We start from the raw sequence: 26982 nt of genomic DNA on the forward strand, positions 1-26982 counted from the left end.
TTCGATCATTCGCTAATTCAATCCTTCACTTGCTCCTTCTCTAAATCAATCATTCAAAATTTCTTGCAAATAAATCGCTAGTTGGGTTTTTATTTAGACTAATTCTTGTTAGTTTTGGGCGTTAAATCTTATCAGTAGATCCCAAACAATGAAAAAACTCTTACTAGGCCTAACTTTATTATGGTCTGTTTCTGCACAGGCACAAAAAAACAGCTTGCTCGATCAGGCTTTTTGGCAAGGCAAACCAGATGTAAACAGTGTTAAAGCAGAAATCGAAAAAGGAGCAAATCCTGCCCAGTTAAATGGTTCGAGCTTCGATCCGGTAGTGATGGCCATTAATGCCGAAGCACCCAACGAAACCATTAAATATCTGTTGGTTCAGCCCGGAAACGAAGTAACCAAGCTTACGCACGATGGCCGTACTTATTTACATTGGGCAGCAAACAGGGGGAACGACGAAATATTAAGTTACCTCTTATCAAAAGGCATTAACGTAGGCTTAAAAGATAGCCATGGCGTTACTGCATTAACTTTTGCAGCCGGTTCCGGTCAGCAAAACACCAAAATTTACGACTTACTTTTAGCCAATGGTGCCAATTTAAAAACCGATGTAAACGGTAGCGGAGCAAATGCTTTGCTTTTAGCTATTGGCAGCGATAAGGATTTTAAACTTACCGATTATTTCGTAGGTAAAGGACTTGATTTAAAAAGTACCGACGCAGATGGTTTAAATGCTTTCGGTTATGTAGCCAGAAGTGGTAATATCGAAGCGCTTAAAGCTTTACTTGCAAAAGGCATCCCTGTTGATCAGTCGGCCTTAATAACAGCAAGTGAAGGTAGTCGCAGAGGCAGCAACGGTATAGAAGTTTACCAATACCTGGAGAGCTTAAAAATTAAGCCAACCAATACCAACAAAGAAGGCCGCAACGTATTGCACGCCCTGGTTCGTAAACCTAAACAAAATGATATTATTGCCCATTTCATTACAGCAGGCGTTGATGTTAACAAGGCTGATAACGATGGCAACACACCTTTAATGTATGCTGCTGCCACTAACCGCGATACTGCAGTACTGGCTTTATTATTGCCAAAAGTGAAAAACATTAACCAGGTAAATACCAAAGGACTGAGTGCCCTGGCTATGGCGGTGAACAGTAATTCGCCTGCAGTGGTAGCTTATTTGCTTGGTAAAGGTGCCGATTTAAAAACAACTGATAAAGACGGTAATAACCTGGCTTACTACCTGATCCAATCGTATAGAAGTGCAGAGGCAGGCCGTGGTTTCAATGCCGGCGGACCTTCTAAAGCTGAAGAATTTGAAGGTAAACTTAAATTGTTGCAGGCCAAAGGTTTCGACCTGGCTGCAGCACAGAAAAATGGCAATACACTTTACCATTTAGCAGTTGCCAAAGGCGATTTAAGTTTGGTAAAACGTGTGCAGGATTTCAAAATTGACGTAAACAGCCCAAACAAAGAAGGCATAACCCCTTTACATAAAGCCGCAATGATCTCTAAAGATGATGTGATGCTAAAATACCTTTTAACCATTGGTGCTAAAAAAGAAGCCAAAACAAGTTTCGACGAGAGTGCTTTTGACCTGGCCAGCGAAAACGAATCGCTAAGCAAAGGAAATGTATCACTAAGCTTTTTAAAATAGAATATGAACAACTTAATTAAAATAACATTACTTTTTTGTGCGCTTGCCTTTTTTAAACCAACACAAGCCAATGCACAAGCTGCCGCGAAATACAAATGCATGATCCAGATGAAGAGCTATATGGGCGAAGGTGCTTACATCGTTATTTCGCTGGTAGATGCCAAAGGACAGTACAACAAAACGCTTTATGTGCTGGGTTCTGATAAAAAATGGTACAACAGCTTAAAAGAGTGGCATAAATTTTACGCGCAGAAACCAACCAATATCAGTGCGGTTACCGGTGCATCGTTAACAGGCGGCGACCGTGGTGTTTCTGTTATCGAAATCGAAAAAGCTAAAATCAATGCCGGTTACAAACTGCGTTTCGAAACTGCGGTTGAAGACAAAGAATATTTCGTTAAAGATCTCGAAATCCCATTAACAACTGAGGCACTTTCGGCCAAAACTGATGGTACAGGATTTATCAGATACGTACGTTTTAGCGCGAATTAAAATTCAGTTAAAACTATGACTACTAAAGTTTGGAGATACAGCCACTTAACCCTGGCTGTATCTTCTTTTATTTTTCTATTGCTTGCTTCCGTTACCGGCATTATCCTTTCTGCTGAGCCAATCAGCCAAAAAATGAAACCTTACGGGGTTGCTAAGCTCCAAAATACCGATGTTGCCACGGTTATCCCCATTCTTAAAACCAAATACAGCGAAATTACCAGTATTACTGTTGAGAATGGTCAATTTGTATTGTTGCAGGCCATTGATAACAATGGTGATGATGTAAAAGCATATATCGATCCTAAAACGGGTACTATTTTAGGTACACCCGGTAAAAAGAACGAATTTTTTCAGTGGGTAACCACTTTGCACCGTTCGCTTTTCCTGCACGAAACCGGTCGTTTTTTTATTGGTTTAACAGCATTTTTACTATCACTCATTGCCATTTCCGGTATTTTGCTTACCATTCAAAGGCAAAGGGGCATCATGCGTTTTTTTGCCAAAATACAAAGGGATGGCTTTTCGCAATATTATCACGTAATTTTAGGCCGTATTTTACTCATTCCCATCCTGATTATTGCTATCAGCGGTACTTATCTTTCGCTAAATACACTGGGGATTTTAAAAACCGTTAAAACCAGTGTTGATGTTAACCTCGATAAGCTTAAAGCTACTCCGGTAAAAAACCTGAAAGATTTTACAGTTTTTAAGAATATCAGTCTGGCCGAAGTACAGTCAATCGAATTTCCTTTTTCAGAAGATGTAGAGGATTATTTTATCTTGACACTTAAAGACCGCGAAATAGCGGTAAACCAACTTACTGGTGAGGTGCTGGCCGAAAACAAATATCCTTTCGCTTTATTGCTTAGTAATTTAAGTCTCGATATCCACACAGGCAGAACCAATGTGGTTTGGGCGGTGGTATTGGGCATATCATCGATCGGGATTTTGTTTTTTATCTATTCGGGTTTCGCCATTACGTTAAAACGCATATCGAAACGCAGTAAAAACAAATACAAGGCTGTAGAGGCTACGCATATTATTTTAACCGGATCAGAAAACGGCAGCACGCAGGGCTATGCCGCTGCCCTCCATAAACTGTTGCTTAAGCAGGGCAAAATCTCGTACATCACCACACTGAACACTTATACAGTTTTCCCTAAAGCAGAACAGCTGATTATTTTTACCTCCACCTATGGACTCGGCGATGCACCCTCAAACGGGAGCCGCTTTTTGCAAAAGATAATCGATACGCCACAAACGCAAGCACTTCATTATGCCGTGTTGGGATTTGGATCTAAAGAATACCCCGATTTTTGCAAGTTTGCCTTCGATGTGCATAACCTTCTTGCTAAAGAGAGCTGGGCTACTCCGCTGATCGATATCCATACGGTGAACGATAAATCGCCACAGGATCTGCAGTTGTGGGAAGAGGCCTGGTCGCAAATGAGTGGTATTGAGGTGAATGTACTTTCCGCTCAAAAAGCAGCGAAGCCTAAAAAGTTAAAAAAATTCATCGTTCAATCGAATACGGGCGAAGCTAAAAAAGAGGGTGTTTTTCAGGTTAAGTTAAATGCTGTTGGTAAACTAAAAGCAAAATCAGGCGATTTACTGGCTATTTATCCGGCAAACGATCACCGCGAACGGTTGTATTCAATAGGCGTGATCGATAATGCCATACAACTGAGTGTGCGTTTGCATCCCGATGGCTTGGGATCTGGTTTTTTACATGATCTTAAACCTGAAGCTGTTTTGAAAGCCAAAGTGGTTAAAAACCCACATTTTCATTTCCCTGCAAAGGCGGGTAGGGTGATTATGATTTCGAATGGTACCGGTATTGCCCCGTTTTTAGGGATGATTAACCAGAATGCCGCTAAAGTACCTTGTTATTTGTTTTGTGGTTTCAGGGAAAATTCATCTTTCGAGCCCTTTCAGCAGTTTTTAACCGAAATGCATACCCACGCAAAGGTGAGCGACCTTAAAATTGCTTTCTCGCGCGAAGGGAATAAGCAGTACGTAAGCGACCTGATTCGTGCCGAAGCCAATTTTGTAGCCGAAAGTCTCACGCAATCAGCGGTAGTAATGATCTGCGGATCGCTGGCGATGCAAAAAGATATTGTACAGATACTGGAAGAAATATGCCAGGAAAAAACCGGACATCCATTGTCATTTTATCAATCGCGAAACCAGGTGTTAACCGATTGTTATTAGGTAATTCAACCTCGCAGGATTTTAAATCCTGTGAGGTTTTTTATTTAGTAAAAGATTGTTTCAATTACTTTGCTTACTTGCCAATTGCATGGCCTGGTAACTTAATATCCTTTGAGGTTAATATTTCGCCTTTATCGGTAATGATGATGTAACTGTATTGCGGGTATTTTTTTATTAGCCGGGCGCCGGCAATTTTACCCAAAACCATGGTCGAGGTACTTAAACCATTAGCCATTTCGGCACTCGGCCCAAATACCGTTACGCTAATTAAGCCTATAGCGGGATAACCAGTTGCCGGGTTAATAATGTGGGCGTATCTTTTGCCCTTAAAAACTACATATTTGCGATAACTGCCCGAGGTAACCACAGCATTCTTTTTGAGCTTAATTACAGCCAATAGTGCATCTTCTTTCATCGGATTGGTAATGCCGATGCTCCAGTCGTCGCCATTGGGTTGTTTGCCCCATGTACTCATATCGCCCGATGCATTTACAATACCGGCTTTTATGCCTTTGGCCAGCATCATCTCACGGCACCTATCGGCAGCATAACCTTCTCCCAAAGCACCAAAGCCAATTTTCATTCCTTTTAACTTTAAAAAAATGGTGGAGTTTTGTTTGTTTAAGATAATGTTTTGGTAACCTACTTTGGCTACGGATCGTTTAATCGCTTCAGGCGAAGGCATTTTGGTCATAGAGCCATCAAATTTCCAGATGCGGTCCATCGCGGCGAAACTAACATCGAAAGCCCCTCCGGTAGCCTTAGAAAGCGCAAGGGCACGCTCGGTTAAGGCAAATACTTCAGCATCTACTTTTACAGGTGCAATGCCGGCATTCTGGTTTACAGCCGAAACCTGCGAAGTGCTTTTCCAATCAGAAATAAGATTTTCTATCCGGCTTATCTCTGCAATAACGGTATCAATATTGTTTTGGGCCGAAAGTGAATCCTGAGCAGAAATGGTAATGTCGAAACGGCCGCCCATTAAAAGCGTGGTTCGCTTTCTGATGATCTGGGCACTGGTATTTAAACAGGATAGGAGAAGGGCAGCTAAGAGTATTCTTTTCATTTGCATTAAATTCGGTGCAAATATACGGTAAATGCAGGTGCTTCCTCTATTGCGGTCTATCCCATATACTGGCTGTGCGGAAATATATTCCCATCAAAAAAGGGCAATACCATCCGGTGATTGCCCTTTTCTAATAATAAAATTAACTAACTATTTCTATTTTTTGATAACGTCTGGAAATTTTACTTGTATAACATAAGTTCCCTCAAGTTTTAATTGCCATGACCATCTTGGATTTACCGAAAAACCTGGCGATGCAGGAAAGCCATCTATTGACTTTATAAAGGTACTTGGTATTCTGTAATACATTAAGAAGCCCCAATCGGTAGTTGGTGTAACATATTTTGTTAAAGGAAATGGTGCTACCTCGAAATCGCAGATCATGGCGGTATCGGTTTGAATAACCGGGTTAAATTTGGCATAATTTTCAAAAATTGGCCTATCTCCCCTGGCTATAATTTCGCCTGCTTTGGGGTTAAAAACCTTTCCGTTTTTATCTACCATCTTTAAAATGGCGCGGGCGCCCTCGTTAGATACCTTGGTACAGGTAATTGTTGGGTTTTTCATTGGTGTTGCAACACCTGTAACATCATTAAAACCGTTAGCAACATTATCTGTAATCACAAATAAATCATCGATACCTGGATCTACCACATTGATTGTAGCAATTTTAGGGAAAATTTTGGTGCCGGTAACGTTGCTCATCTCTACATCAAAAATATATCTGCCCAATGGCAAATTAGCCGAAGCTCTATTAAAGCTAAGCTGGCCGCTATTTTCATTAAAGTACATGGGTAACCGCTTAACTAACTCTCTCTTTTTATCCAGTTGTTCACGCGTAACATCTGTTTCCGGATCAAAATTCATTCCTGTTTTAAACACCAAAATTTCGTATTCTTTTGAAAATTCTGCCGGTGCCGGAGAGCCGTCCTCTTTTCTCAGGTTTAACATTTTAAAGGTGTAAGGAGGTGTAGATCCATCAGCATTAATTCTATCAGACTGAAAAAGGCTTAATCCCCTTTTTGCAAAAATATCATTGTCTTTATAACGAATTCCATCGCTTTGGAAACCTTTCTCAATTTTTGTGCAGGCATATATGCTTAATAAGAATAGTAGGCCTAAAATATATTTAACTTTCATATTTGATAATATTTATGGTTTAATTCCCTAAAGGTTGTGCATTAAAGAACAAACGATGATTTCCAGTTAAAACATGAACAATTCCGGTTTTGGTTACGATGCCGGAAGTTTGAACATCCGCGGCTTTATCTTTTTGATTTTCGGGTATAGCATTCACATCGGCTTCTTTATCATCACGTGTACCAATTACCTTAGTATAAGTTACATAATCAACGTAATTTATATACTGACCGTATTCATAAGAACGTCTGAATTTTATCATATACTGGACGTTTGGAATTACACCAAGTATGCTGTTGTATAATTTACCTCCAAGCGTAATCTGATCCCGGTTTATTTTTCCAGCAAATAAATACGTTTTTAAGGAATCGCTGAGTTCCTGTGATGGAATATCCTTTATTCCGAAATTAAAGTTCTCGTTGCCGGTTTCGATGGCTTTCTGATTTTTCTTTGCCTTTACATAATCGGCAACACTATAGTTGGTGGTGGCAAAGAAGGTAACATCGCCATTCACAGCATCTTTTAAACCAGCCTTGTCGATAACTTTAACCAACGAATCAAAATTGCGGTTAGATTTTAAGTAATCGTACGTAGTCATATCTACATAGGCATTACTTGGCCCTCCATCTCGCTTATAATCGTCCTTTTTACATGCCGATAAGGCAGTTAAGGCCATAGATATATATATTAAAATATTATTTTTCATGATTTTTAATCTTTAGGATCAAATTTATTTACACTTTACCCAACCAATAGGTAGTTTGTTTCAGATACGGATTATTCCTGAATAGGGCAGGATCTAACGGCCAGTAAAAGCCTTCTTTTCTAAACCTTGCCTCAGGAAGCCAATCAACAATAAACCCATATCTCCGGGTACGCAGTAAATCATAAAATAAATGTCCTTCCAAAAACATTTCCCTTCCACGTTCAATAATATATTCGTCCATTACCTCGCTCACCGTTAAGCCAGCATCTACTAATACAGGGTTTGGATCGTTCCTTTTTCTAAAGTTGTTAATAATCGTAGTTGCAGTGGCGGCATCACCTTTGTAAAGTGCAATTTCTGCTTTTAGTAACTGCATATCCCCTAATCTGAAGATGATGATGTTATTGCTTAAATAAGGGCTTAATTTTTGCCCGGGGTTTCGGTAAGTTACATTGCTGTATTTAATACACATTGGTTTTTCGGGCAGTGTAAAATCAAAACCTTTTTTTAACCTGATGTCGGTATCCGTGTAAAAATGATCATTTATATATCTTGGCACAACATAAAACCTGGGGTTATTACCAAAACCATTAATGTAGCTTCCGTTTAAAAATTCTGCACCTACAGAACTTGCCGATCCCTCAAGCGTATTTTCGCTAATATTAATCTCAAAAATACCTTCCGAAGAGCGTCCTATAAATGTATTTTTATAATTGGCCGTATCGGTTAAGATATAACCTCCGCGACTAATCAAGGTGTTGATAGTTGTATCGGCACTGTTTACATCTACCATATTTGGTGCATCTGTTGAGACATTAGACATGGTTGCCCGCCACAAATACAAATGGGCTAAAAGTGCATAAGCAGATCCTTTATTAGCCGTCACTTTCGCATCGCCAGTATTGCTATAGGTCCAACTCAACAAATTAATGGCCTTATGACAGTCATCCTCTACCAGTTTCATTACCTCTGCTCTTGGTTTTCTGGGTAATTGAGGCGCATTAAGCGGATCTTCATAAGATTCGGTAACAATTGGCACATCACCCCAAACGCGTACCATCATAAAATAACTTAAGGCTCTTAAAAAATAAGCCTGACCTAAAATGTTGTTTCTGAATTCAGTAGCATCATCTTCAGTAGATAATTGTGCATCTGTCATACCTGCTGCTTTCTGCAAGATAAGATTAGACATGGCTATACTTTTATAGTAAAGTGTGTAATTAGCCAATGTGTTTAAGTTGTATTGAAAGGTGAAATCGCCGTTCTGTATCCCCTCCAGCCCATCGCCGGTATACTGCATGGTAAAGTAGTTTTTAGCAATGGCATCGCCATACATATAGTAGCGGTTATTTTTGTTGGTAATGGCATTGCGGAATAAGGCATAATTACCAGCCATAGCACCTCTTGCATCTTTAGCTGTTTTCCAGAAAGTTTGCTCGTATGGCGCATCTTTAGGCTCTTCGTAAAGTAGCTTTTTACAAGCACTCGTACTTAAAATAATGATTACGGTGCTTAATATGCTGAGTTTTGTTATTGTATTTTTCATCTTAGTAGTATTAAAATTGAACTTGAAGACCTAAAGTATATTTTTTCGGGATCGGATATCCCGTTCCGATATACTCACCATATCCGTTTACAGCCTCTGCATCTGGCAATTTTTTTGATTGCTGGAACATGTGCACATTATCAATCATAGCAAACACTTTAAACTGACTAAGCCCCCACTTACTAAGGGTTTTGGCACCTAAATCGTACCCCAGTGTAATATTTTTTATCCTCAAATACCCTCCCTTTTCTAAGAAAAACGTTTGTGCACCTGTATAATAATAACGGTAAGTACCCAAATCGTATTTGGCATACTCCGCGTTATCACCCGGATTTCTCCAAATATTTAATTTATCCAAATCAGGAGTAGAGAAACTGGCAAATTGGTAGATTGCATTTCCATCCTGAGAGTTTGCAAAACGGTCTGAATCGAACAAGTTTAGCACATCTCTTTTAAAGGTAAATGTTGCAAAAACACTCAATGAGAAATTTTTGTAGCTAAAATTATTGGTCCAACCACCTGTAAAACGAGGATTCGGATCGCCAATTGGCTGTTTGTCCGGATTAATACCATCATTAAAAATATCTACAAAATAATCACCATCTAAATCGGCCAGGTAAAAATCTCCTTCGTTAAAAGTGCCGTTGCTGTTCCGGTAACGTTCGCCGGTAAATGGATTTTGGGGAATATCTCCGGTTCTTGAAAATACACCCTTGGTTCGGTAAAGGTAAAATGCATTAAGGGGGCTACCCACTGATAGGATATGGGTTTTATCAAACCGATCACCTCTCAAAATGATATCGCGGCCACCATTAGGCAAGCTCATAATCTGGTTCTTATTATAAGAAATATTAAATGAAGTATACCACTTAAATGGCTTGCTGATCAGGGTACCGTTAAAAGTAAGCTCCAAACCTGAGTTACGTACTGAAAAAGCATTGGTAAAAGCCACATCGTAACCCGAGGTAACCGGCAAATCAACATTAAATAGCTTATCCTTTACTTCTTTATTATAAACATCAAAGGTAATGGCATACTTCCCATTTTGAATTTCTAAATCTGTACCAATATTCCACTGTGTAGATTTTTCCCAGCTCAGATTCTTTTGGGCTACACCATTATTAAAATTAGGTGTGATAGCCGTAACACCATTGTAAGAGGATGCGCCGTCATTACCATTAAAAATACCATTGTTAACCAGATACTTATTGTATTGGACGTAGGCATTATTTAGATTTTCGTTACCTGTAACACCATAACTACCCCTGATTTTAATGAGGCTGAATGGATTATTGGTCATGTTTTTCATGAAATTTTCTTCAGTCAAGATCCAGCCAACAGATATTGACGGGAAAAAACCATATTTGTTGTTTTCACCAAAACCCGATGAGCCATCAGTCCTGATCGAGCCAGATAACAAGTATTTATCGGCATAATCATAGCTAAAACGGCTATAGTATGCAATTAATCCATGGCCACGGTATTGTGATGAGGCAAAAATGTTAGCCTGCTGAAAACCAGTTACAACGGTTATATTATCAGAAGGACCACCAAAGCCAGCAGCTTGTGTATTTTCGTACTGATTATATTCTATATCTTGCCCTGCTAAAACATTAAATGTATGTTTACCCAGCGAACCGCTATAGTTTAAATAATTAGAAGCTCTTAATCCTATTCCGCTTGAAGAAAAACTGCTGGCGCTATTTCCCAATCCATTGTTTAACAGGCTACTAAAACTACCATCTCTTCGTTGATTATCTGATGTATATGATAATTGGGAGTTTAGCGTAAAATGTTTATTAAACTCATAACTTAAATTAAGGTTGATACCAAACTGGTTACTGATATTACGGTCTATGTTTTCGCTATTTGGGCTTACATAATATTCCAGTTTTTCTGGCGAAAGATTGATCAGTGATGAAGGTAAATTGCCCGCACCAAGCCTGGTGGGATTTGATGAGTTGTTGGGATCTTCGCCACCCCTGCCTCTGTCAGTTCTTGAATAATAAAATTGAGGATTGATCGTCAATTTTTTATTAAGTGCTTTTGTTGATAAGTTGATTCTGGTACTATAGCGTTTAACGCCTGTACCTTTTACAATCCCCTGCTCATTGTAATAGCCACCGCTAAAACGATAAGTCATACCGTTTTCGGAACCACCCGTTAAGCTGATGTTGTTGTCGTTTATTTTAGCCACACGATAGAACAGATCCTGCCAGTCGGTATTTCCATTAAATACCGGATTCAAGCTATCAGTAAGCAAATAAGGTAGTTGTCTTCTCTGGTCGTAAGTGAGTTGCCTTTGCAAAACTTCCATTTTTTGTCTGCGTTCAGTAGCGCCAATGGTAGCTTCACGCAAATCAGGCCGCTGCGAAAAACCTACATAGCTACTTATATTAATTTTAGTGTCGCCAGTTACTCCTTTTTTCGTAGTAATTAATATTACGCCATTGGCCGCTCTCGAACCATAAATGGCAGCAGCAGATGCATCTTTTAATACATCGATAGATTCGATATCGTTTGGATTTATACCCGCCAAATAGTTGGTACCGGTACCTGTTCCTGGTGGAACAAAATCCTCAGAAGCCTGAGGTACTCCATCTACAACATATAGTGGCGATCTTACCGTATTAACCTGGTCGTAACTGGTGCTACCTGTTGAGTTACCACGAACCGATACGGTTGGCGCTACACCAGGCTGACCACTAAAGTTCTGAACATTTATACCGGCAAGTCTACCCTGTAGCAGCTGGTCGAAACTTGGCGAAGGCAAATTGGCAAGTTCTTTCCCTGAAATACTGGAAATAGCGGCTGTTGATTTTTTTCTGGTTATTTTCTGATAACCAATTAATACCACCTCATCAAGTGTTTTGTTATCGTCCTGCAAAGAAAAGTTTAATGTGCCATTTGTCCCTAATGGTTTTTCCGCAGGTAAAAAGCCAACAATTCTGGCTATAATTATTGCCTTATCACCTTGCACAGTTAATACGAATTTTCCTTCCGCGTTCGTAGAAGTTCCGTTTTTTGTGCCCTTTTCCAAAATGGAAACACCAGGAATTGGTTTACCACCCTGATCTAAAACAGTTCCTCTCACTGTTTTTTGCGCAAAAGCCTGCCAGGGGATTAATAAATAGAATAAAAGTCCAAATAAAATTTTCGGAGTAGTTCCAGTAAAGTTTAGTTTCATAAAATTTGGGATGTTAACGGTTTAGTTAAGACTAAATTATATCCATTATTTTACAGGGAATTAACGTATTTTAACATTAGGTAGTTGGATTTTAACGTAAAAACTCTTAAAAGGTGATTTTCGCTCAAAATGGTAAGAAATTTATGTTATATGTATGCAAATACTAAACAACTTTTACGTTAGATATTTAATAGTAAACTAATTTTACGTTTTATTATTTTGGCTAAATAATTGTCTTATTTATATTTACAAAACGTTTTAGTAATACTACTTTTTGCTGGGAAATAAGATGTTTTTCTGCTGTTCGCGCAAGACTTCCACGCGTAAAAAATAAGGTCAAGCCTTGGTCTTATACGTGTATAAATTTACAACTATAAAAACCGTAGCTAAAATTATCATAACCGTACTTTGTTTTATAATAACTGCGTGTTGCTTTATTATAAATGCATACTGCTTTATCCTCGGGCCCTCACTAGCGCAAATCTTAGTGATTTGGGTTGTGTGGAGTGGATGACTTGTGCTTTTAGATTTATATAGATAAATTTTAGCTTATAGGTTGCTTTTGGAGCACAAGTCAGTCTATGCTCGGGTTAAGTGCGCTAAGACTTGCGCCAGTAGGGGGATCAGGGACTCTCATTAGAGATGCTGAAACAAGTTCAGCATGACGATATGGGAAAGTGTGGACTCATTCAGACCAGAGCTATGGCCTGATTCGAACTGCACCTTAAATTATAAATGATGCACCTTACTTTATCATATGTGCACCTTAAATGATCAGAACTGTACCTTAAATTATAAATGATGCACCTTAATTTATAATATGTGCACCTTAAATGATCAGAACTGCACTTTGATTTATAAATAATGCACTTTAGTTTATCAGAACTGTACCTTAATTTATAAAAGCTGTACCTCAATTTATCAGAACTGATTTAATAATCTGGAGCAGCTGTTTAAATAAACGGTGTCAAAAAGAATATTTAAATTTGGCCGATAAAATTCTTCTTCCTCATGACTTTTGTAGAAAAACTACAGGCCTTACGCACCTTAATGGCCGAACAAAAAATAGATGCTTATATCATTACCGCCGCCGATCCGCACATTAGTGAATACCTGCCCGCACATTATAAGGCGATCCCTTTTGCAAGCGGTTTTACAGGCTCGGCCGGAACTTTGGTGATTACACAAGATTTTGCCGGTCTTTGGACCGATTCGAGGTATTTTACACAAGCCGAAACACAATTATTGGGTTCTGGTTACGAATTGGTGAAGCTAAAAATACCGCATACTCCTGAGTATATTGAGTGGCTAACCGAAGTTATGCCTAAAAATGCAACTGTTGCTTTCAATTATCAGCTCATTTCAATATCGCTGGCACTAGAAATACAGGCTAATTTCGAAAAGCATCAAATCAATACCTTAAATGCCGATCTATTAAGCGGTATTTGGTTTGACAGACCAGCACTTCCGACCGAAAAAGCGTTTCTGATTGAAGATAAAGATGCCGGTTTACCCATCGCTGCAAAACTTGCACAGGTAAAAGCACAGTTAGCAACTAATGATGCCGACAGCCATTTAATTTCTTCGCTCGATGATATCGCCTGGCTTTTTAATATCAGGGGAAAAGATGTTGATTATAATCCTGTAGCCTTAAGCTTTGCTTTAATTACCCCCGGCGCAGTGAAACTCTTTATTGATGCTGAAAAGCTATCAGAAAGCGATGCTGATACCTTAAAACAGCAAGGTGTAACACTTTATCCTTACAACGCTATCACTGAGGCTTTAAAAACGCTATCGGCCGATGCATCGGTTTTTATCGATTTTAAACGCAACTGTTTTGGCATGTATCAACTGCTGCCTGCTACTGTTAAAGTAATTTCGGGTACCAATCCAAGTACGCACTTAAAAAGTTTAAAGAACGAAACTGAGGTTAATCACATCCGTAAGGCTATGGTACAAGATGGAGTGGCCATGACCAGATTTTTTAAATGGATGGAAGAAAGGCTGGGGGAGGAGCAGATTACGGAATGGTCGGCAGCAGAGAAACTGGCTACTTTCAGGGCCGAGCAGCTCGGTTTCGCTGGCTTAAGTTTTAATACCATTGCCGGCTTTAATGCCAATGGGGCTTTGCCGCATTATAGTGTAAGTTTGGAGAGTAGTCTCGAAATACAGCCAAATGGTTTGTTTCTGGTCGATTCGGGAGGGCAATACTTATATGGTACAACCGATATTACCCGGGTAATGCCTATGGCAAATTATTCAGCGCAGCAAGCCGACGATTATACTTTGGTATTAAAAGGATTGATTGAGGGATCGAAACTAATTTTTCCGGAGGGTACGAAGGGGTATCAGATCGATTCGATTTGCCGAAAACCTTTGTGGGAACATACCATTAACTTTGGTCATGGCACAGGCCACGGTATTGGCTTTTTCCTTAACGTACACGAAGGACCTCAGAATATTAGCCCTGCCAATGTTGATGTGGCCTTTAAACCGGGCATGGTAACCTCCATTGAGCCGGGGATTTATAGGCCGGGCGAACATGGGGTAAGGATCGAAAACCTGGTATTGTGCATTAACCACAACAATAGTGCTTTTGGTAATTTCCTAAGTTTCGAAACGCTTACTTTGTGTTATATCGATACCCGGATCATTAATAAAACGCTTTTAGAGGCCAATCAGCTTCGCTGGTTAAACGACTACAATAGCAAGGTGTTTCATCAGCTTCAACCACACCTTACAACTGGAGAAGCAAACTGGCTAAAAGAGAAATGCCGGCCGATATAGTTATTCATAATCTTTGATATTCAAAAAGCAGCGCCCCATTTACCTTAGGACGCTGCTTTTTTGCATTATATGATGTGCAGTTTGCTAACTGACTTGAATAAAACACAGGCTTAGCCAAACTTGCCATAAATGCACCAATTCTTTACCGATTTTGCGCTATTTCTACAGATGGTATGCGCTTTATTTTTTTAAATATATTTTTGGATAAAACGTCATAAATACGTTTTTTCATCATGATGAATATAAAACCAACAAAAAGATCTGCTGTAATAGCTTTTAAAGCAATATTTTGCTTAGCCTTATCTCTACTACACATTCAGGTAACTTTAGCTCAATCTCCATGGATTGCATTAGGTAAAAAGCCATCCACACTGGGTTTAGCAAAAGGTTTCTCGCAGTTTGATGCAGGTCCGTTTAAACTCAAACTGGTTAAAGCATCGCAAACGGTAGCGGGTTTACAGCCTAAAATGGTTGAAGGTTTCGATTTTGTGCCCAGCGACAGTCTAAAAGTACGCAGTTCGGATGGTTTGTACCATTTGGGAGATATTAACCTGAAACTACGTAGCACCGGCAATGAAACCTGGACAAGCTATAGCACTGCAGCCAAAAGAGCTGAGGTTAAAAGTATCGCTGCAGGTAAAAATGTGCTCTCAGCTGCCGATCTTGCTGCCACACTGCCTGCCGATATTCCCCTGCAAATTATCCGTAGCTGGGAAATGCAGCAAGGTAAATTAGTGCTTCGTTTCGAACTAAAGAACAAAAGCAGTAAAACAGTAGAAATTGGCGCATTGGGCATCCCGATGATTTTTGATAACATTTTAGAAGGCAGGACCCTGGAGCAAACCCATGCCAAAAATGTGTTTTACGATCCTTACATCGGTCAGGATGCAGGCTATTTACAGGTAACACGTTTAAGCGGTCAGGCACCTTCGCTAATTGTGGCTCCGCTGGGGCATACCCCTTTCGAAGCATACAACCCGCTAAACGACGATCGCACACCCCGTGGAATTGCTTTTGAGGGCTTTTACGAGTGGATGGTGCACAGTAAAGCCTATGCCGAAAACGAATGGAAAAGCGCCGAACAATGGAATAAACCTACCAGTGCGTTTTTAAAACCGGGCCAAAGTAAAAGTTATGCACTTCTGTTTATCTTATCGGGTACAGCAAAAAATACAGAAAGCAAGCTGATTGAAAATAAAAGACCGGTGGCCATATCGGTACCGGGTTATGTATTGCCAAAAGATGTAGACGCTAAATTATTTATCAATTATGCTAAAAAAATTAAATCGCTTAGCGTACAACCCGAAAATGCCTTAACTATAAATGCCACAGGTGTAACCAAAAATGGCTGGAAAAGCTATTCCGTAAAAGCCAATACCTGGGGAAGAGCGCGTTTATCGATTGTTTACGAAGATGGCCTCGAGCAAACCATTAACTATAAAGTAATTGAGCCCGAAAATGAGGTGATTGCCAGTTATGGTCACTTTTTAACCACCAAACAATGGTTCAATCAGCCCGATCCTATCTTTAAAAGAAGCCCTTCGGCGATTACCTACGATTACGAAAAACAACAACAGGTAACGCAGGATAATCGCGCCTGGATTGCCGGTTTAAGTGATGAGGGTGGCGCGGGTTCGTGGCTGGGTGCCATGATGAAACAACTGGTGCATCCCGAAAAAGAAGAAGTAGCTAAACTGAAACAGTTTGTAGATACGGTAATGTTTGGCCATATACAGCTGAAAGATGGTCCTCAGAAATACGGAGTGAAAAAAAGCTTGTTTTATTATGCGCCTGATTCGTTGCCTAAAGGTACTTACGCAGAAAACATAAACTTTAAAACCTGGTCGGCATGGCCTAAAAAAGAAGCCGATAACCTTGGCCGTTCTTACAACTATCCGCATGTGGCTGCCGCGCATTGGATAATGTACCGTTTGGCTCGTAATTACACGGGACTGGTAGAAGAGGGGAGTTGGAAACAACACCTCATTAATGCCGCCGAAACGGGGATGGCCATGGTTAACATTGCACCTTACTATGCACAGTTTGGACAAATGGAAGGCACTATCTTTTACCTCATCTTAACTGACCTTAAAAATGAGGGCTTGACAGAAGAGGCAACCAGACTGGAGAACGAAATGAAAAAGCGTGCCAACCACTGGCGCTCATTGCAATATCCCTTTGGTAGTGAAATGCCTTGGGACTCTACAGGTCAAGAAGAAGTTTATGTATGGTCGAACTATTTTGGCTATGCTGATAAAGCCAATGTTACCCTAAATGCCATACTGGCTTACATGCCTGTGTTGCCACATTGGGCCTACAATGGTAATGCCCGCCGTTACTGGGATTTCTTGTATGGCGGTAAACTTACGCGTGTAGAACGCATGATTCACCATTACGGATCGGGCCTGAATGCCATACCGGTACTGATGGATTACCGTAAAAACCCTGATGATTTTTATCTGCTGCGTGCCGGATACGGTGGTTTAATGGGGACCATTTCGAACATTACACAAGATGGTTTTGCACCGGCTGCCTTTCATGCTTATCCTTCTACTTTAAAGAACGATGGTATTACCGGCGATTATGGATCGGGATTTTTTGGTTATGCGGTTAATACCTCGGCTTACGTAATTAAACACCCTGAGTTCGGTTGGCTGGCCTTCGGTGGTAACTTAAAGGAAGCAGGTGCTACCGTTAGCGTTAAATTAACCACTGCAGCAAAATCGGCGGTGTACATTGCTGCTGCAGGCCTTTACATTACGCTCGATGCAGGTATGATAGATGAACTTACTTATAATAACCAAAGCGGCGAAATTAAGCTGAAACTAAATGCAGCAAATGCTTATACACCTGCTGCACTGCTCAGGTTATCGCAATCGGTAAAGCCTAAAGATGGTGCCGTTTATACCCTAAAAGACTATACGGTTAATGAAAGAGGTGCTTATCAAATTCAACTGGAAAAAGATAAACCTACAGAGATAACCATTAGAAGATAATACCAATTTCTCAACTCTCGGAGCCCTGTAAATAATTGTTTACGGGGCTTTCTTTTTTCATTTTGTTTTTATAATCAATATTTTGTTAGGGCTAATTCTAGTTTTAATTAATCTGTTTTATGATATTCTTTTATTAAACAATGTTATAAGAATTTAATTTTCAGCCTTATTGTTGATATATCTGGCCACAATCTGGGTAAGATAAGCTTTTAAAATGCTCAAATCACTTGTATCAATACTTTATTTTATAGGCTTAAATTTTTGATTATAAAATGAATATTTATTTTAAAGATAATATTGTACAATAACGCTAACCTGATCCGTAATTTAACAAACCGATTGTTTGTCATTGCTGTGCAGATTTTGCTGCTATTTTTCGCTTAAAAGAAATTAATTGTGATTTTTACATCCAAAATCTAGCTTATAATTTGCAGATACCGCCCATATTTTAGCCATTCAATTGTTAAGTTGTTTGAATGAAAATTGCATTTGGGATATTTGCCTAACAACAAAAAATATGTTTCAAAAGGAAGTTTACCTCCAACGGAGAGCAGCATTAAAATCAAAAGTAAATTCGGGTATTTTACTCTTTATGGGTAATGAAGATAGCCCGATGAATTATAAAGACAATACCTACCACTTTAGGCAAGACAGTACTTTTTTATATTATTTCGGTATAAACGAACCTTTATTGGGTGCGGTTATCGACCTCGATGCCGATAAAACCATTTTGTTTGGTAACGAAATGGGGATTGATGATATTGTTTGGATGGGCAGGCAGAAAACCCTGAAAGAAAAGAGCGTCGATTCGGGTTTAACCGAAGTACAGCCACTCGATAAGCTGGATGATTATCTTCAAAAAGCTGTCGAAAAAAAACAGCAGGTACATTTCTTACCACCTTACCGTGCCGACAATAAAATTAAACTCAGCCATTGGTTAAACATTCCAATCGGCCAGTTAAAAGAGCAGGCATCATTAAGTTTTATTAAAGCGGTTGTTGCGCAACGATCAATTAAAGGGCCTGAAGAAATAGCAGAGTTAAACCATGCGGCAGCTTTATCGGCCGATATTCATTTAATGGTGATGCAGCAGGCCAGACCAGGTATGTACGAGCGCGAACTTGCCGCAAAAATTGAAGGTGCTGCATTGGCTACAGGTGGAAATATCGCTTATCCGGTTATTTTAACCGTACGCGGCGAAATTTTGCATAACCATTTTCATGGTAACCAGTTGCAGGATGGTCAAATGGTTTTAAACGATTCGGGTGTAGAAACTGCTTTGGGTTATGCCGGCGATCTTACCCGTACTTTTCCGGTAGGTAAGAAGTTTACCGCTGAGCAAAAAGATGTGTATGATGTGGTATTGAAGGCTTATACCGATGCCAAAAATATGCTGGCCCCGGGCGTAAGGTATTTGGATGTGCATTTAACCTCTTGCAGAACATTGGCACAAGGTCTCAAAGACATAGGTTTAATGAAAGGAAACGTTGAAGATGCGGTAGCCGCTGGTGCGCATGCCATGTTTTTTCAATGCGGAACAGGTCACATGATGGGGCTCGATGTACACGATATGGAAGACCTGGGCGAACAATATGTGGGTTACACAGACGATTTGCTTAAAAACACCACACAATTTGGTTTAAAATCTTTAAGGTTAGGCAAAGCACTCGAAAGCGGCTATGTGTTAACAGTAGAGCCTGGAGTGTACATTATTCCGGAACTGATAGACCGCTGGAAAGCCGAAAACCAGTTTAGCGAATACATTAATTACGATAAATTAGAACAGTTCAGGCATTTTAGCGGTATTAGGGTTGAAGATGATTTCCTGATTACCGACACCGGAAGCACCATGCTGGGTAAACATCTGGCGATTACTACCGATGAAGTGGAGGCTGTGAGAGGTGAAGCCTACTAGCGGAGAAGTCGTATTGGGCACAATCCCGCATTAAATAAACCTGATAGAACGGATGCTCCCGGTTTTTACCGGAGCAGGAGAGATAGCAGGACTGGACTAACCCATGAAACACTGCAATTGCTTTTCAAAATAAATTGGCTGATGCCGGTAAATGATATGAAAAAAACAACACTTGGCTGCATAACAATGCTTATGGCTTGTTTTAGTACACAGCTTTTGGCACAAAGCCCCAAAAAGGCTTATACATTGGCCGATACCCTACGAGGCAGTTTAAATGCCGAGCGTACCTGGTGGGATGTGCAACGTTACGAACTTTCTGTAACACCCGATTATAACGGTAAAAGCATTAGCGGTTCGAACAAAATTGTATACAAGGTGGTAAAACCCAACAATGGTAAAACCCGTATGCAGATCGATTTGCAGGAGCCTTTAATTATTGACAGTGTTTTGTATAACGGAAAAGCACAGCTAAAATTTGAGCATACCGGAAGCGTTTGGTATGTACATGTTCCTGCGCAAAAATTATCGGTGCTCAATAATGTAGAGTTGTTTTATCACGGCAAGGTACACCAGGCCAAAAGGGCTCCCTGGGATGGCGGCTTCATATTTACAACCGATTCGCTTTCGCGGCCTTGGATGACGGTTGCCTGCCAGGGGCTGGGTGCTTCGGTTTGGTACCCCAATAAAGACCACCAGAGCGATGAGCCCGACCGCGGGGCTTCTTTAACCATGACAGTGCCCGATACGCTTGTGGCAGTAGGAAATGGCCGTTTGGTATTTAAAAAGAATAACGGCAATGGTACTGCAACCTACAAGTATAACGTGCAGAATCCAATCAGCAATTATTGTATCATCCCCTACATTGGCAAGTATGTTAATTTTAAAGAAAAATATGCCGGCGAAAAAGGTGCACTTGATGTAAATTACTGGGTGCTGGATTACAATTATCCTAAAGCCAAAACCTACATGCCCGATCAGGTTCATAAAATGATGAAAAGCCTGGAGTACTGGTTTGGACCATATCCTTTTTACGAGGATGGCTACCAGTTAATTGATGCTTCGCATACCGGAATGGAGCACCAATCGGCCGTTTCTTATGGCAACCGCTATAAATTTGGTTACATGGGGCGCGATATGTCGGGCAATGGCTGGGGATTGAAATGGGATTTTATCATCATTCACGAAAGCGGTCACGAGTGGTTTGGAAACAACATTACTACCAACGATTTGGCTGATATGTGGGTACATGAAGGCTTTACCAATTATAGCGAAACCCTGTTTGTTGATTATATCTTTGGCAATAAAGCCGGTAACGAATACAATTTCGGAATTAGAAAAGGCATTCGCAACGATAGCCCCATTATTCCGGCTTACGGGGTAAACGCCCAAGGCAGTGGCGATATGTATCCTAAAGGCGGTAATATGCTGCACGCCATCAGACACAGTTTAAATAACGATGCCCTTTTCAGGTCGGTTTTACGCGGACTTAACCAAACCTTTTACCACAAAACCGTTACTACAAGCCAGATAGAAAACTATATTTCTAAAAAAACAGGGTTTAACTATGCCAAAGTTTTTGACCAATACCTGCGCACTACACAAGTGCCAACCTTTGAGTATTATGTTGAAAAAGGCAAGGCTTTTTATCGTTACAGCAATTGTGTAAAGGGCTTTAACCTGCCTTTATCGTTAAGCAAAGCGGGTGTTAAAACCTTAAAAATTATCCCTTCCCAAAGCTGGCAGCAAGTTGCCCTGGCTAAAGGTCAGGAAGCGTTGTTTGCCAAAACCGGTATCGAATTTATGTATTATCTCGATGTAAAAAACACGAAGTAATTTTAAAACCAGCTGCAGTTAAGATTTAATGGCATTCTTTTTTAAGGATGCCATTTTTTGTGTCATCAGGTTTTGCTGATGCGCTTGCGTTTGTTACTGCTCACAACTGATCCAAATTGCATATTTATAGCCAATATTGGTTAAAATCCAATAATACGGGCGCAGCACGATCAAGTACCTTTGAATGTTGTTTAATAGGTTAATTATTGAAAATAACTTAACCAATGTTTAGCGATTTTAAACTTTAAAGTTTACAGGCAACCGCTAATTTTTTAAATCTTAATTATTAAAAACATAATAGTACAATGAGTATCAAATGGACAGGGGTTTTCCCAGCTGTAACTACAAAATTCACAGCAAACGACGAATTAGATTTTCCGGCCTTCGATTTAAATATTGAAGCACAATTAGAAGCAGGTGCTGAGGGAATTATTTTAGGCGGATCGCTTGGCGAAGCCAGTGTATTAAGCGATGAAGAGAAATTCGGATTGTTATCGCATACCTTAACATTGGTAAACGGTCGTGTACCTGTTTTATTGAACATTGCCGAGGCTACCACAAAAAAAGCAATTGAAGTAGCTAAAAAAGCCGAATCGCTGGGTGCACAAGGTTTAATGTTGCTGCCGCCAATGCGCTACAACGCTGCACCTGATGAAACTTTAGCCTTTTTTGGCGCGATAGCCGAAAGCACCAGCCTGCCAATTATGATTTATAACAACCCGGTTGATTATAAGATTGAAGTAACCTTAGATATGTTTGAGGTGTTAACCAAATACGATAATATTCAGGCGATTAAAGAATCGACCAGAGATGTATCTAACGTAACCCGTTTAATTAACCGCTTTGGCGATCGCTTTAAAATTTTTACCGGGGTAGATCCGCTGGCAATGGAAAGTATTGTAATGGGTGCACACGGTTGGGTTGCTGGTTTGGTTGATGCTTTTCCGAGAGAAACAGTTGCAATTTTCAGGTTGATTAAAGAAAACCGCATTGCTGAAGCTTTAACCATTTACCGTTGGTTTTTACCCGTACTTGAGCTGGATATCCATGCTAAACTGGTACAATACATTAAACTGGCCGAAGTGGCTACCGGTTTGGGAACTGAAGCGGTTAGAGCACCACGTTTACCAATCAGCGGTGCAGAAAGAGAAAAAGTACTTAAAATTATTAATGATGCATTAGCTGTTCGTCCGGTATTACCTGCAGGTAGCTGGGGCAAATAGTTTGAATAACCAGATATGAACGGAAAAAATATTATAGCCGGTACTTATTCAGAAATTAATGAAAAAAGCCTTAAAGCCGTTAATCCTGCAACAGGATTAACGCTTGAAGGCGATTTTTTTAAAGCCAGCCAAAGCCTTGTTGATGATGCACTAACATCGGCAACAAGTGCTTTTCAGGTGTATAGAAACTTAAATAAAGACCTTAAAGCCGCTTTTCTAAATGCCATAGCCGATGAAATTACAGCTATTGGCGAAGAACTGGTAAACCGGGCTTCGGCCGAAAGCGGTTTACCTTTGGCGCGTTTACAGGGCGAGTTGGGGCGTACTACAGGTCAGTTGAGGTTATTTGCCAATGTGGTAGCCGAAGGCTCGTGGGTTGATGCCATTATTGATACGGCATTGCCTGAGCGGCAGCCTTTACCTCGTCCTGATATCAGAAGAATGCTGGTTCCAATTGGTCCGGTAGTGGTTTTTGGGGCGAGTAATTTCCCGCTGGCCTTTTCGGTGGCCGGGGGCGATACTGCTTCGGCATTGGCTGCCGGTTGTCCGGTGGTGGTAAAAGCACATCCTGCACATTTAGGTACAAGCGCCTTGGTAGGTGGTGCCATTGTTAAAGCTGCCGAAAAAACGGGTATGCCCAAAGGTATTTTTTCTTTGTTGTTCGATGATGCTTATACTGTTGGCGCAGCTTTGGTGCAGCATCCTTTAACCAAAGCAGTTACTTTTACCGGTTCGTTTAAAGGCGGTATGGCTTTGATTAACCTTGCGCAGCAGCGCGAGCAGCCTATTCCGGTTTTTGCCGAAATGGGCAGTATTAATCCGGTAATCTTTTTGCCAAAGGCGATCGAAAACCAGGCCGAAGAACTGGCTAAAAAATATGCCGCATCCATTACTTTGGGCGCTGGTCAGTTTTGTACCAACCCGGGTTTGCTGCTTGCCGTACAATCGCCGGAACTGGAAAATTTTAAAACTACTTTAAAAGAAGCCATCGCTGTTATTCCGTCAGCTACCATGCTTACCGAAGGCATTGCCCAAAACTATGGTAAACTTTCGGCTGGTATTGTAAATGAAGGTGGTGTTGCACTTTTGTCGGCATCGACCGTGAAAAACAACGAACTTCAAAATCAATCGGAAGCTAAAATAGCGCAGGTAAGTGCCAGCGATTTTATCCGTAACCCGAAGCTCCGCGAAGAAATTTTCGGTCCATATTCTTTACTGGTTGTGGCAAAAGATGTAGCCGAGCTCGAAAATGCGGTTGAGGTATTGGAAGGACAACTTACTGCTACTTTGATGGCCGATAAGCAGGAACTTCAAAACTATCAGGCTTTAATCAATAAACTAACCGATAAAACCGGAAGGATCATCCTGAATGGTGTGCCAACAGGGGTAGAAGTTTGTGCAGCCATGCAACATGGCGGGCCGTTTCCGGCCACGAACGATAGCCGCTTTACTTCGGTAGGGTCGACCGCTATTAACCGTTTTGCGCGCCCATTGGCTTACCAGGATTGGGAACAGGATTTATTGCCAGATGAACTGAAAAACGAAAATCCTTTAGGCATTTTCAGAACGGTGAACCAGAAATTAACGAAATCTTATGAGTAAAACATTTTTTTGTGTAGATGCACATACTTGCGGAAATCCGGTTAGGTTGGTTGCCGGTGGCGGCCCACAGCTTATTGGTGCCAACATGAGCGAGAAACGGCAACATTTTTTAAAAGAGTTTGATTGGATCAGAACGGGTTTAATGTTCGAGCCAAGAGGGCATGATATGATGTCGGGCAGTATTCTTTATCCACCTCACGATCCGAAAAATGATGTTGCTGTGCTGTTTATCGAAACCAGTGGTTGCCTGCCTATGTGCGGTCACGGTACAATAGGCACCATTACCATTGCTGTTGAAGAAGGCTTGATTAAACCCAAAGTACCGGGCGTAATCAGAATGGAGGCACCTGCAGGATTGGTTTTAATCGAATATAAGCAAGAAGGCAAAAAAGTAAAATCAGTGAAGCTTAAAAATGTGGCTTCTTACCTGGCTGCAGAAAACTTCGAGGTAGAATGCCCTGATTTGGGGCTGCTTACTTTTGATGTAGCTTATGGGGGAAATTTCTATGCCATTGTTGATCCGCAAAAGAACTTTCCCGGGCTCGAAAATTATACCGCTTCGCAACTGATTACCTGGAGCCAGACCATCAGAAAACGCATTAACGAAAAATACACTTTTGTACATCCTTTAGATCCGACCATTAACGGCTGTAGCCACGTTTTGTGGACCGGAAAAACAATCGACCCTACATCAACTGCGAGAAATGCCGTTTTTTACGGCGATAAAGCGATAGACCGATCGCCGTGCGGAACAGGAACCTCAGCCCGTTTGGCACAATGGTTTGCAAAAGGAAAACTTAAACAGGGTGAAGATTTTATCCACGAAAGTTTTATTGGCAGCAAGTTTATTGGCCGCGTAGAAGAGGTAGTAGATTTAAACGGGATTAAAGCCATTATTCCAAGCGTAGAAGGCTGGGCAAAAGTATATGGTTACAATACCATTAAAATCGATGCCGAGGACGATCCCTATGCACATGGATTTCAGGTGATTTAGTGTTTTAAACTTAAAAGAATGTCGAAAGTATTAATAATTGGAGGTGGAATAGTAGGTTTAACTTCTGCATACTATTTGCAGAAAAAAGGCTACGAAGTAACCGTTTTAGATAAGGGGGATATTACTGACAACTGCTCTTTTGGTAATGCAGGTATGATTGTACCCAGTCATTTTGTGCCACTGGCTGCGCCAGGTATGATAAAGCAGGGAATCAGGTGGATGTTTGACAGCAAGAGCCCTTTTTATGTGCGGCCATCGTTAAATGGCAGCCTCATTAACTGGGGACTGAAATTTATGAAACATGCCACCGCAAAACATGTTGAAGCTGCTGCAGTTCCGCTGCGCGATTTATCTTTGCTTAGCAAAAAACTATATCAGGATTTAGCTAAAGAACCCGATTTTAATTTCGAGCTCACCAATAATGGCATCCTGGCTTTTTATAAAACTGAAAAAGCTGGCGAAGAAGAAGCTCACCTGGCCGAAAAAGCCATTGATCTGGGGCTGGATATGGCTGTTTTAAGTGCCGATGAATGCCGTGCTTTGCAGCCTGGTTTAGCACTCGATGTTTTAGGGGCTGTACACTACCGTGATGATGCGCATTTGTACCCAACTAAACTGATGAATGCTTTGCTGACTTATTTAACCAATAACGGGGTTAAAATTGAAAGGAACAAAGCCGTTGATCGAATCGAAATTGCCGGTAACCGCATCATGAAGGTTTTTACAGGTAATCAGGCCTGGGAGGCCGATCAGTATGTGCTGGCTACCGGCTCATGGTCGCCTGCTGTTGCTAAAATGGCCGATTTAAAAATATCCTTAATGCCCGGTAAAGGCTATTCGTTTATGGAGCCAGAGCCTGAACACCGCTTAACAATACCCGCACTTTTATGCGAGGCAAGGGTAGCCATTACGCCAATGAACGGGCAGATCAGGTATGGCGGTACAATGGAGCTCGATAAAATTAATACCCGCGTAAATATGCAAAGGGTTAAAGGGATTGTAGAATCAGTTCCCAATTATTTTCCCGATTTAAAACCGGCATTACCTGCCGAAAAAGATATTTGGTACGGTTTCAGGCCTTCGTCTCCAGATGGTTTGCCTTATATTGGCAGAAGTACCAAAAGAGAAAATTTAATTATTGCTACCGGTCATGGTATGATGGGCTTAAGTTTAGGGCCTGCAACTGGATTACTGGTAAGCCAGATCGTTGCAGAAGAAGCCAAAGCTATGAAACTGGAACCTTTTTCGGTTGAACGTTAAGAATTTTATATCTTGTCTCGTGGTGTCAGATGGAAACATCTGACACCACTTTTTTCATCCCCCAACCCCCTTCGAAGGGGGACGAGATTCCCTCGAAAGTAAACCGCATTTGAGATCACTTCCCTCACCATATTTTAAAGCCAATCATTTCCCCCTTTGAAGGGGGTAGGGGGATGAAATTAAACTACTTTTAATTTATAATTATTTCCGTGCAAATCTGAGCCTCCTATGTTTGTTGTGAAATTTAAAAATAATAAATTTAACATATTTAAGTGAAAAAGAGTGAGAGTTGATTTGTGCCCAAACAACTTCTTATAGTATGTTCTCACGGAGATATTGCCTCACTCTTTTTTGCCTTTTAGAATCT

At 40.7% G+C, this 26982-nt stretch carries 16 protein-coding genes; 11 read left to right on the top strand and 5 right to left on the bottom strand.

The genetic code is table 11. The features are described 5' to 3' along the window. Nucleotides 1–148 precede the first annotated feature (148 nt). From HWV58_RS21325 to HWV58_RS21335, 3 genes are read left to right on the top strand one after another with little or no spacing between them, the layout of a single operon-like run. Entirely contained in the window at nucleotides 149–1657 is a 1509-nt protein-coding gene (locus HWV58_RS21325) for an ankyrin repeat domain-containing protein (protein ID WP_175636035.1), read from the top strand. A gap of 3 nt (nucleotides 1658–1660) precedes the next feature. Beyond that, entirely contained in the window at nucleotides 1661–2149 is a 489-nt protein-coding gene (locus HWV58_RS21330; protein ID WP_175636036.1) for a DUF2271 domain-containing protein, read from the top strand. A 15-nt stretch (nucleotides 2150–2164) separates the two neighbouring features. Next, entirely contained in the window at nucleotides 2165–4360 is a 2196-nt protein-coding gene (locus HWV58_RS21335) for a PepSY domain-containing protein (RefSeq protein WP_175636037.1), read from the top strand. A 73-nt stretch (nucleotides 4361–4433) separates the two neighbouring features. Here HWV58_RS21335 and HWV58_RS21340 read toward each other — a convergent pair whose 3' ends face one another. The 5 genes from HWV58_RS21340 to HWV58_RS21360 all read right to left on the bottom strand — a co-directional run bounded on the left by HWV58_RS21340 (nucleotide 4434) and on the right by HWV58_RS21360 (nucleotide 12005). After that, complete coding sequence (locus HWV58_RS21340) at nucleotides 4434–5426, bottom strand: FAD:protein FMN transferase (RefSeq protein ID WP_217707042.1); 993 nt, start codon at nucleotides 5424–5426, stop codon at nucleotides 4434–4436. Between the two features lie 156 nt (nucleotides 5427–5582). Further along, nucleotides 5583–6566, bottom strand: a complete 984-nt coding sequence (locus tag HWV58_RS21345) for a DUF5007 domain-containing protein (protein WP_175636038.1) — start codon at nucleotides 6564–6566, stop codon at nucleotides 5583–5585. Nucleotides 6567–6585: 19 nt separating this feature from the next. Beyond that, nucleotides 6586–7272, bottom strand: coding sequence for a hypothetical protein (locus HWV58_RS21350; RefSeq protein ID WP_175636039.1), 687 nt, complete (start codon nucleotides 7270–7272; stop codon nucleotides 6586–6588). Nucleotides 7273–7300: 28 nt separating this feature from the next. Continuing rightward, entirely contained in the window at nucleotides 7301–8818 is a 1518-nt protein-coding gene (locus tag HWV58_RS21355) for a RagB/SusD family nutrient uptake outer membrane protein (RefSeq protein ID WP_175636040.1), read from the bottom strand. Nucleotides 8819–8828: 10 nt separating this feature from the next. Then, nucleotides 8829–12005: a SusC/RagA family TonB-linked outer membrane protein gene (locus HWV58_RS21360; protein ID WP_175636041.1), complete on the bottom strand. Its 3177-nt coding sequence runs from the start codon at nucleotides 12003–12005 to the stop codon at nucleotides 8829–8831. Between the two features lie 1011 nt (nucleotides 12006–13016). On the opposite strand from HWV58_RS21360, the gene HWV58_RS21365 reads away from it, so the two are divergent. From HWV58_RS21365 to HWV58_RS21400, 8 genes are all read left to right on the top strand, one after another. Then, the gene (locus tag HWV58_RS21365; protein ID WP_175636042.1) at nucleotides 13017–14792 is read left to right on the top strand and encodes an aminopeptidase P family protein; all 1776 of its coding nucleotides are present in this window, start codon (nucleotides 13017–13019) and stop codon (nucleotides 14790–14792) included. 233 nt (nucleotides 14793–15025) lie between these two features. Then, nucleotides 15026–17788: a DUF5695 domain-containing protein gene (locus tag HWV58_RS21370; protein ID WP_217707043.1), complete on the top strand. Its 2763-nt coding sequence runs from the start codon at nucleotides 15026–15028 to the stop codon at nucleotides 17786–17788. A 517-nt stretch (nucleotides 17789–18305) separates the two neighbouring features. Further along, complete coding sequence (locus HWV58_RS21375) at nucleotides 18306–19703, top strand: aminopeptidase P family protein (protein ID WP_175636043.1); 1398 nt, start codon at nucleotides 18306–18308, stop codon at nucleotides 19701–19703. Nucleotides 19704–19859: 156 nt separating this feature from the next. Then, entirely contained in the window at nucleotides 19860–21536 is a 1677-nt protein-coding gene (locus HWV58_RS21380; RefSeq protein WP_175636044.1) for a M1 family metallopeptidase, read from the top strand. 305 nt (nucleotides 21537–21841) lie between these two features. After that, nucleotides 21842–22759: a dihydrodipicolinate synthase family protein gene (locus tag HWV58_RS21385; protein ID WP_175636045.1), complete on the top strand. Its 918-nt coding sequence runs from the start codon at nucleotides 21842–21844 to the stop codon at nucleotides 22757–22759. 15 nt (nucleotides 22760–22774) lie between these two features. Further along, nucleotides 22775–24361, top strand: a complete 1587-nt coding sequence (locus HWV58_RS21390) for an aldehyde dehydrogenase (NADP(+)) (protein WP_175636046.1) — start codon at nucleotides 22775–22777, stop codon at nucleotides 24359–24361. After that, the gene (locus tag HWV58_RS21395) at nucleotides 24354–25355 is read left to right on the top strand and encodes a 4-hydroxyproline epimerase (protein ID WP_175636047.1); all 1002 of its coding nucleotides are present in this window, start codon (nucleotides 24354–24356) and stop codon (nucleotides 25353–25355) included. Before HWV58_RS21390 ends, HWV58_RS21395 begins: the two co-directional genes overlap by 8 nt. Nucleotides 25356–25373: 18 nt before the next feature. Then, entirely contained in the window at nucleotides 25374–26615 is a 1242-nt protein-coding gene (locus HWV58_RS21400) for an NAD(P)/FAD-dependent oxidoreductase (RefSeq protein ID WP_175636048.1), read from the top strand. The last annotated feature ends 367 nt before the right edge of the window (nucleotides 26616–26982 follow it).

Origin of the sequence: Pedobacter ghigonis (genome assembly GCF_903166585.1) — a bacterium.
GTDB classification, from domain to species: domain Bacteria; phylum Bacteroidota; class Bacteroidia; order Sphingobacteriales; family Sphingobacteriaceae; genus Pedobacter; species Pedobacter ghigonis.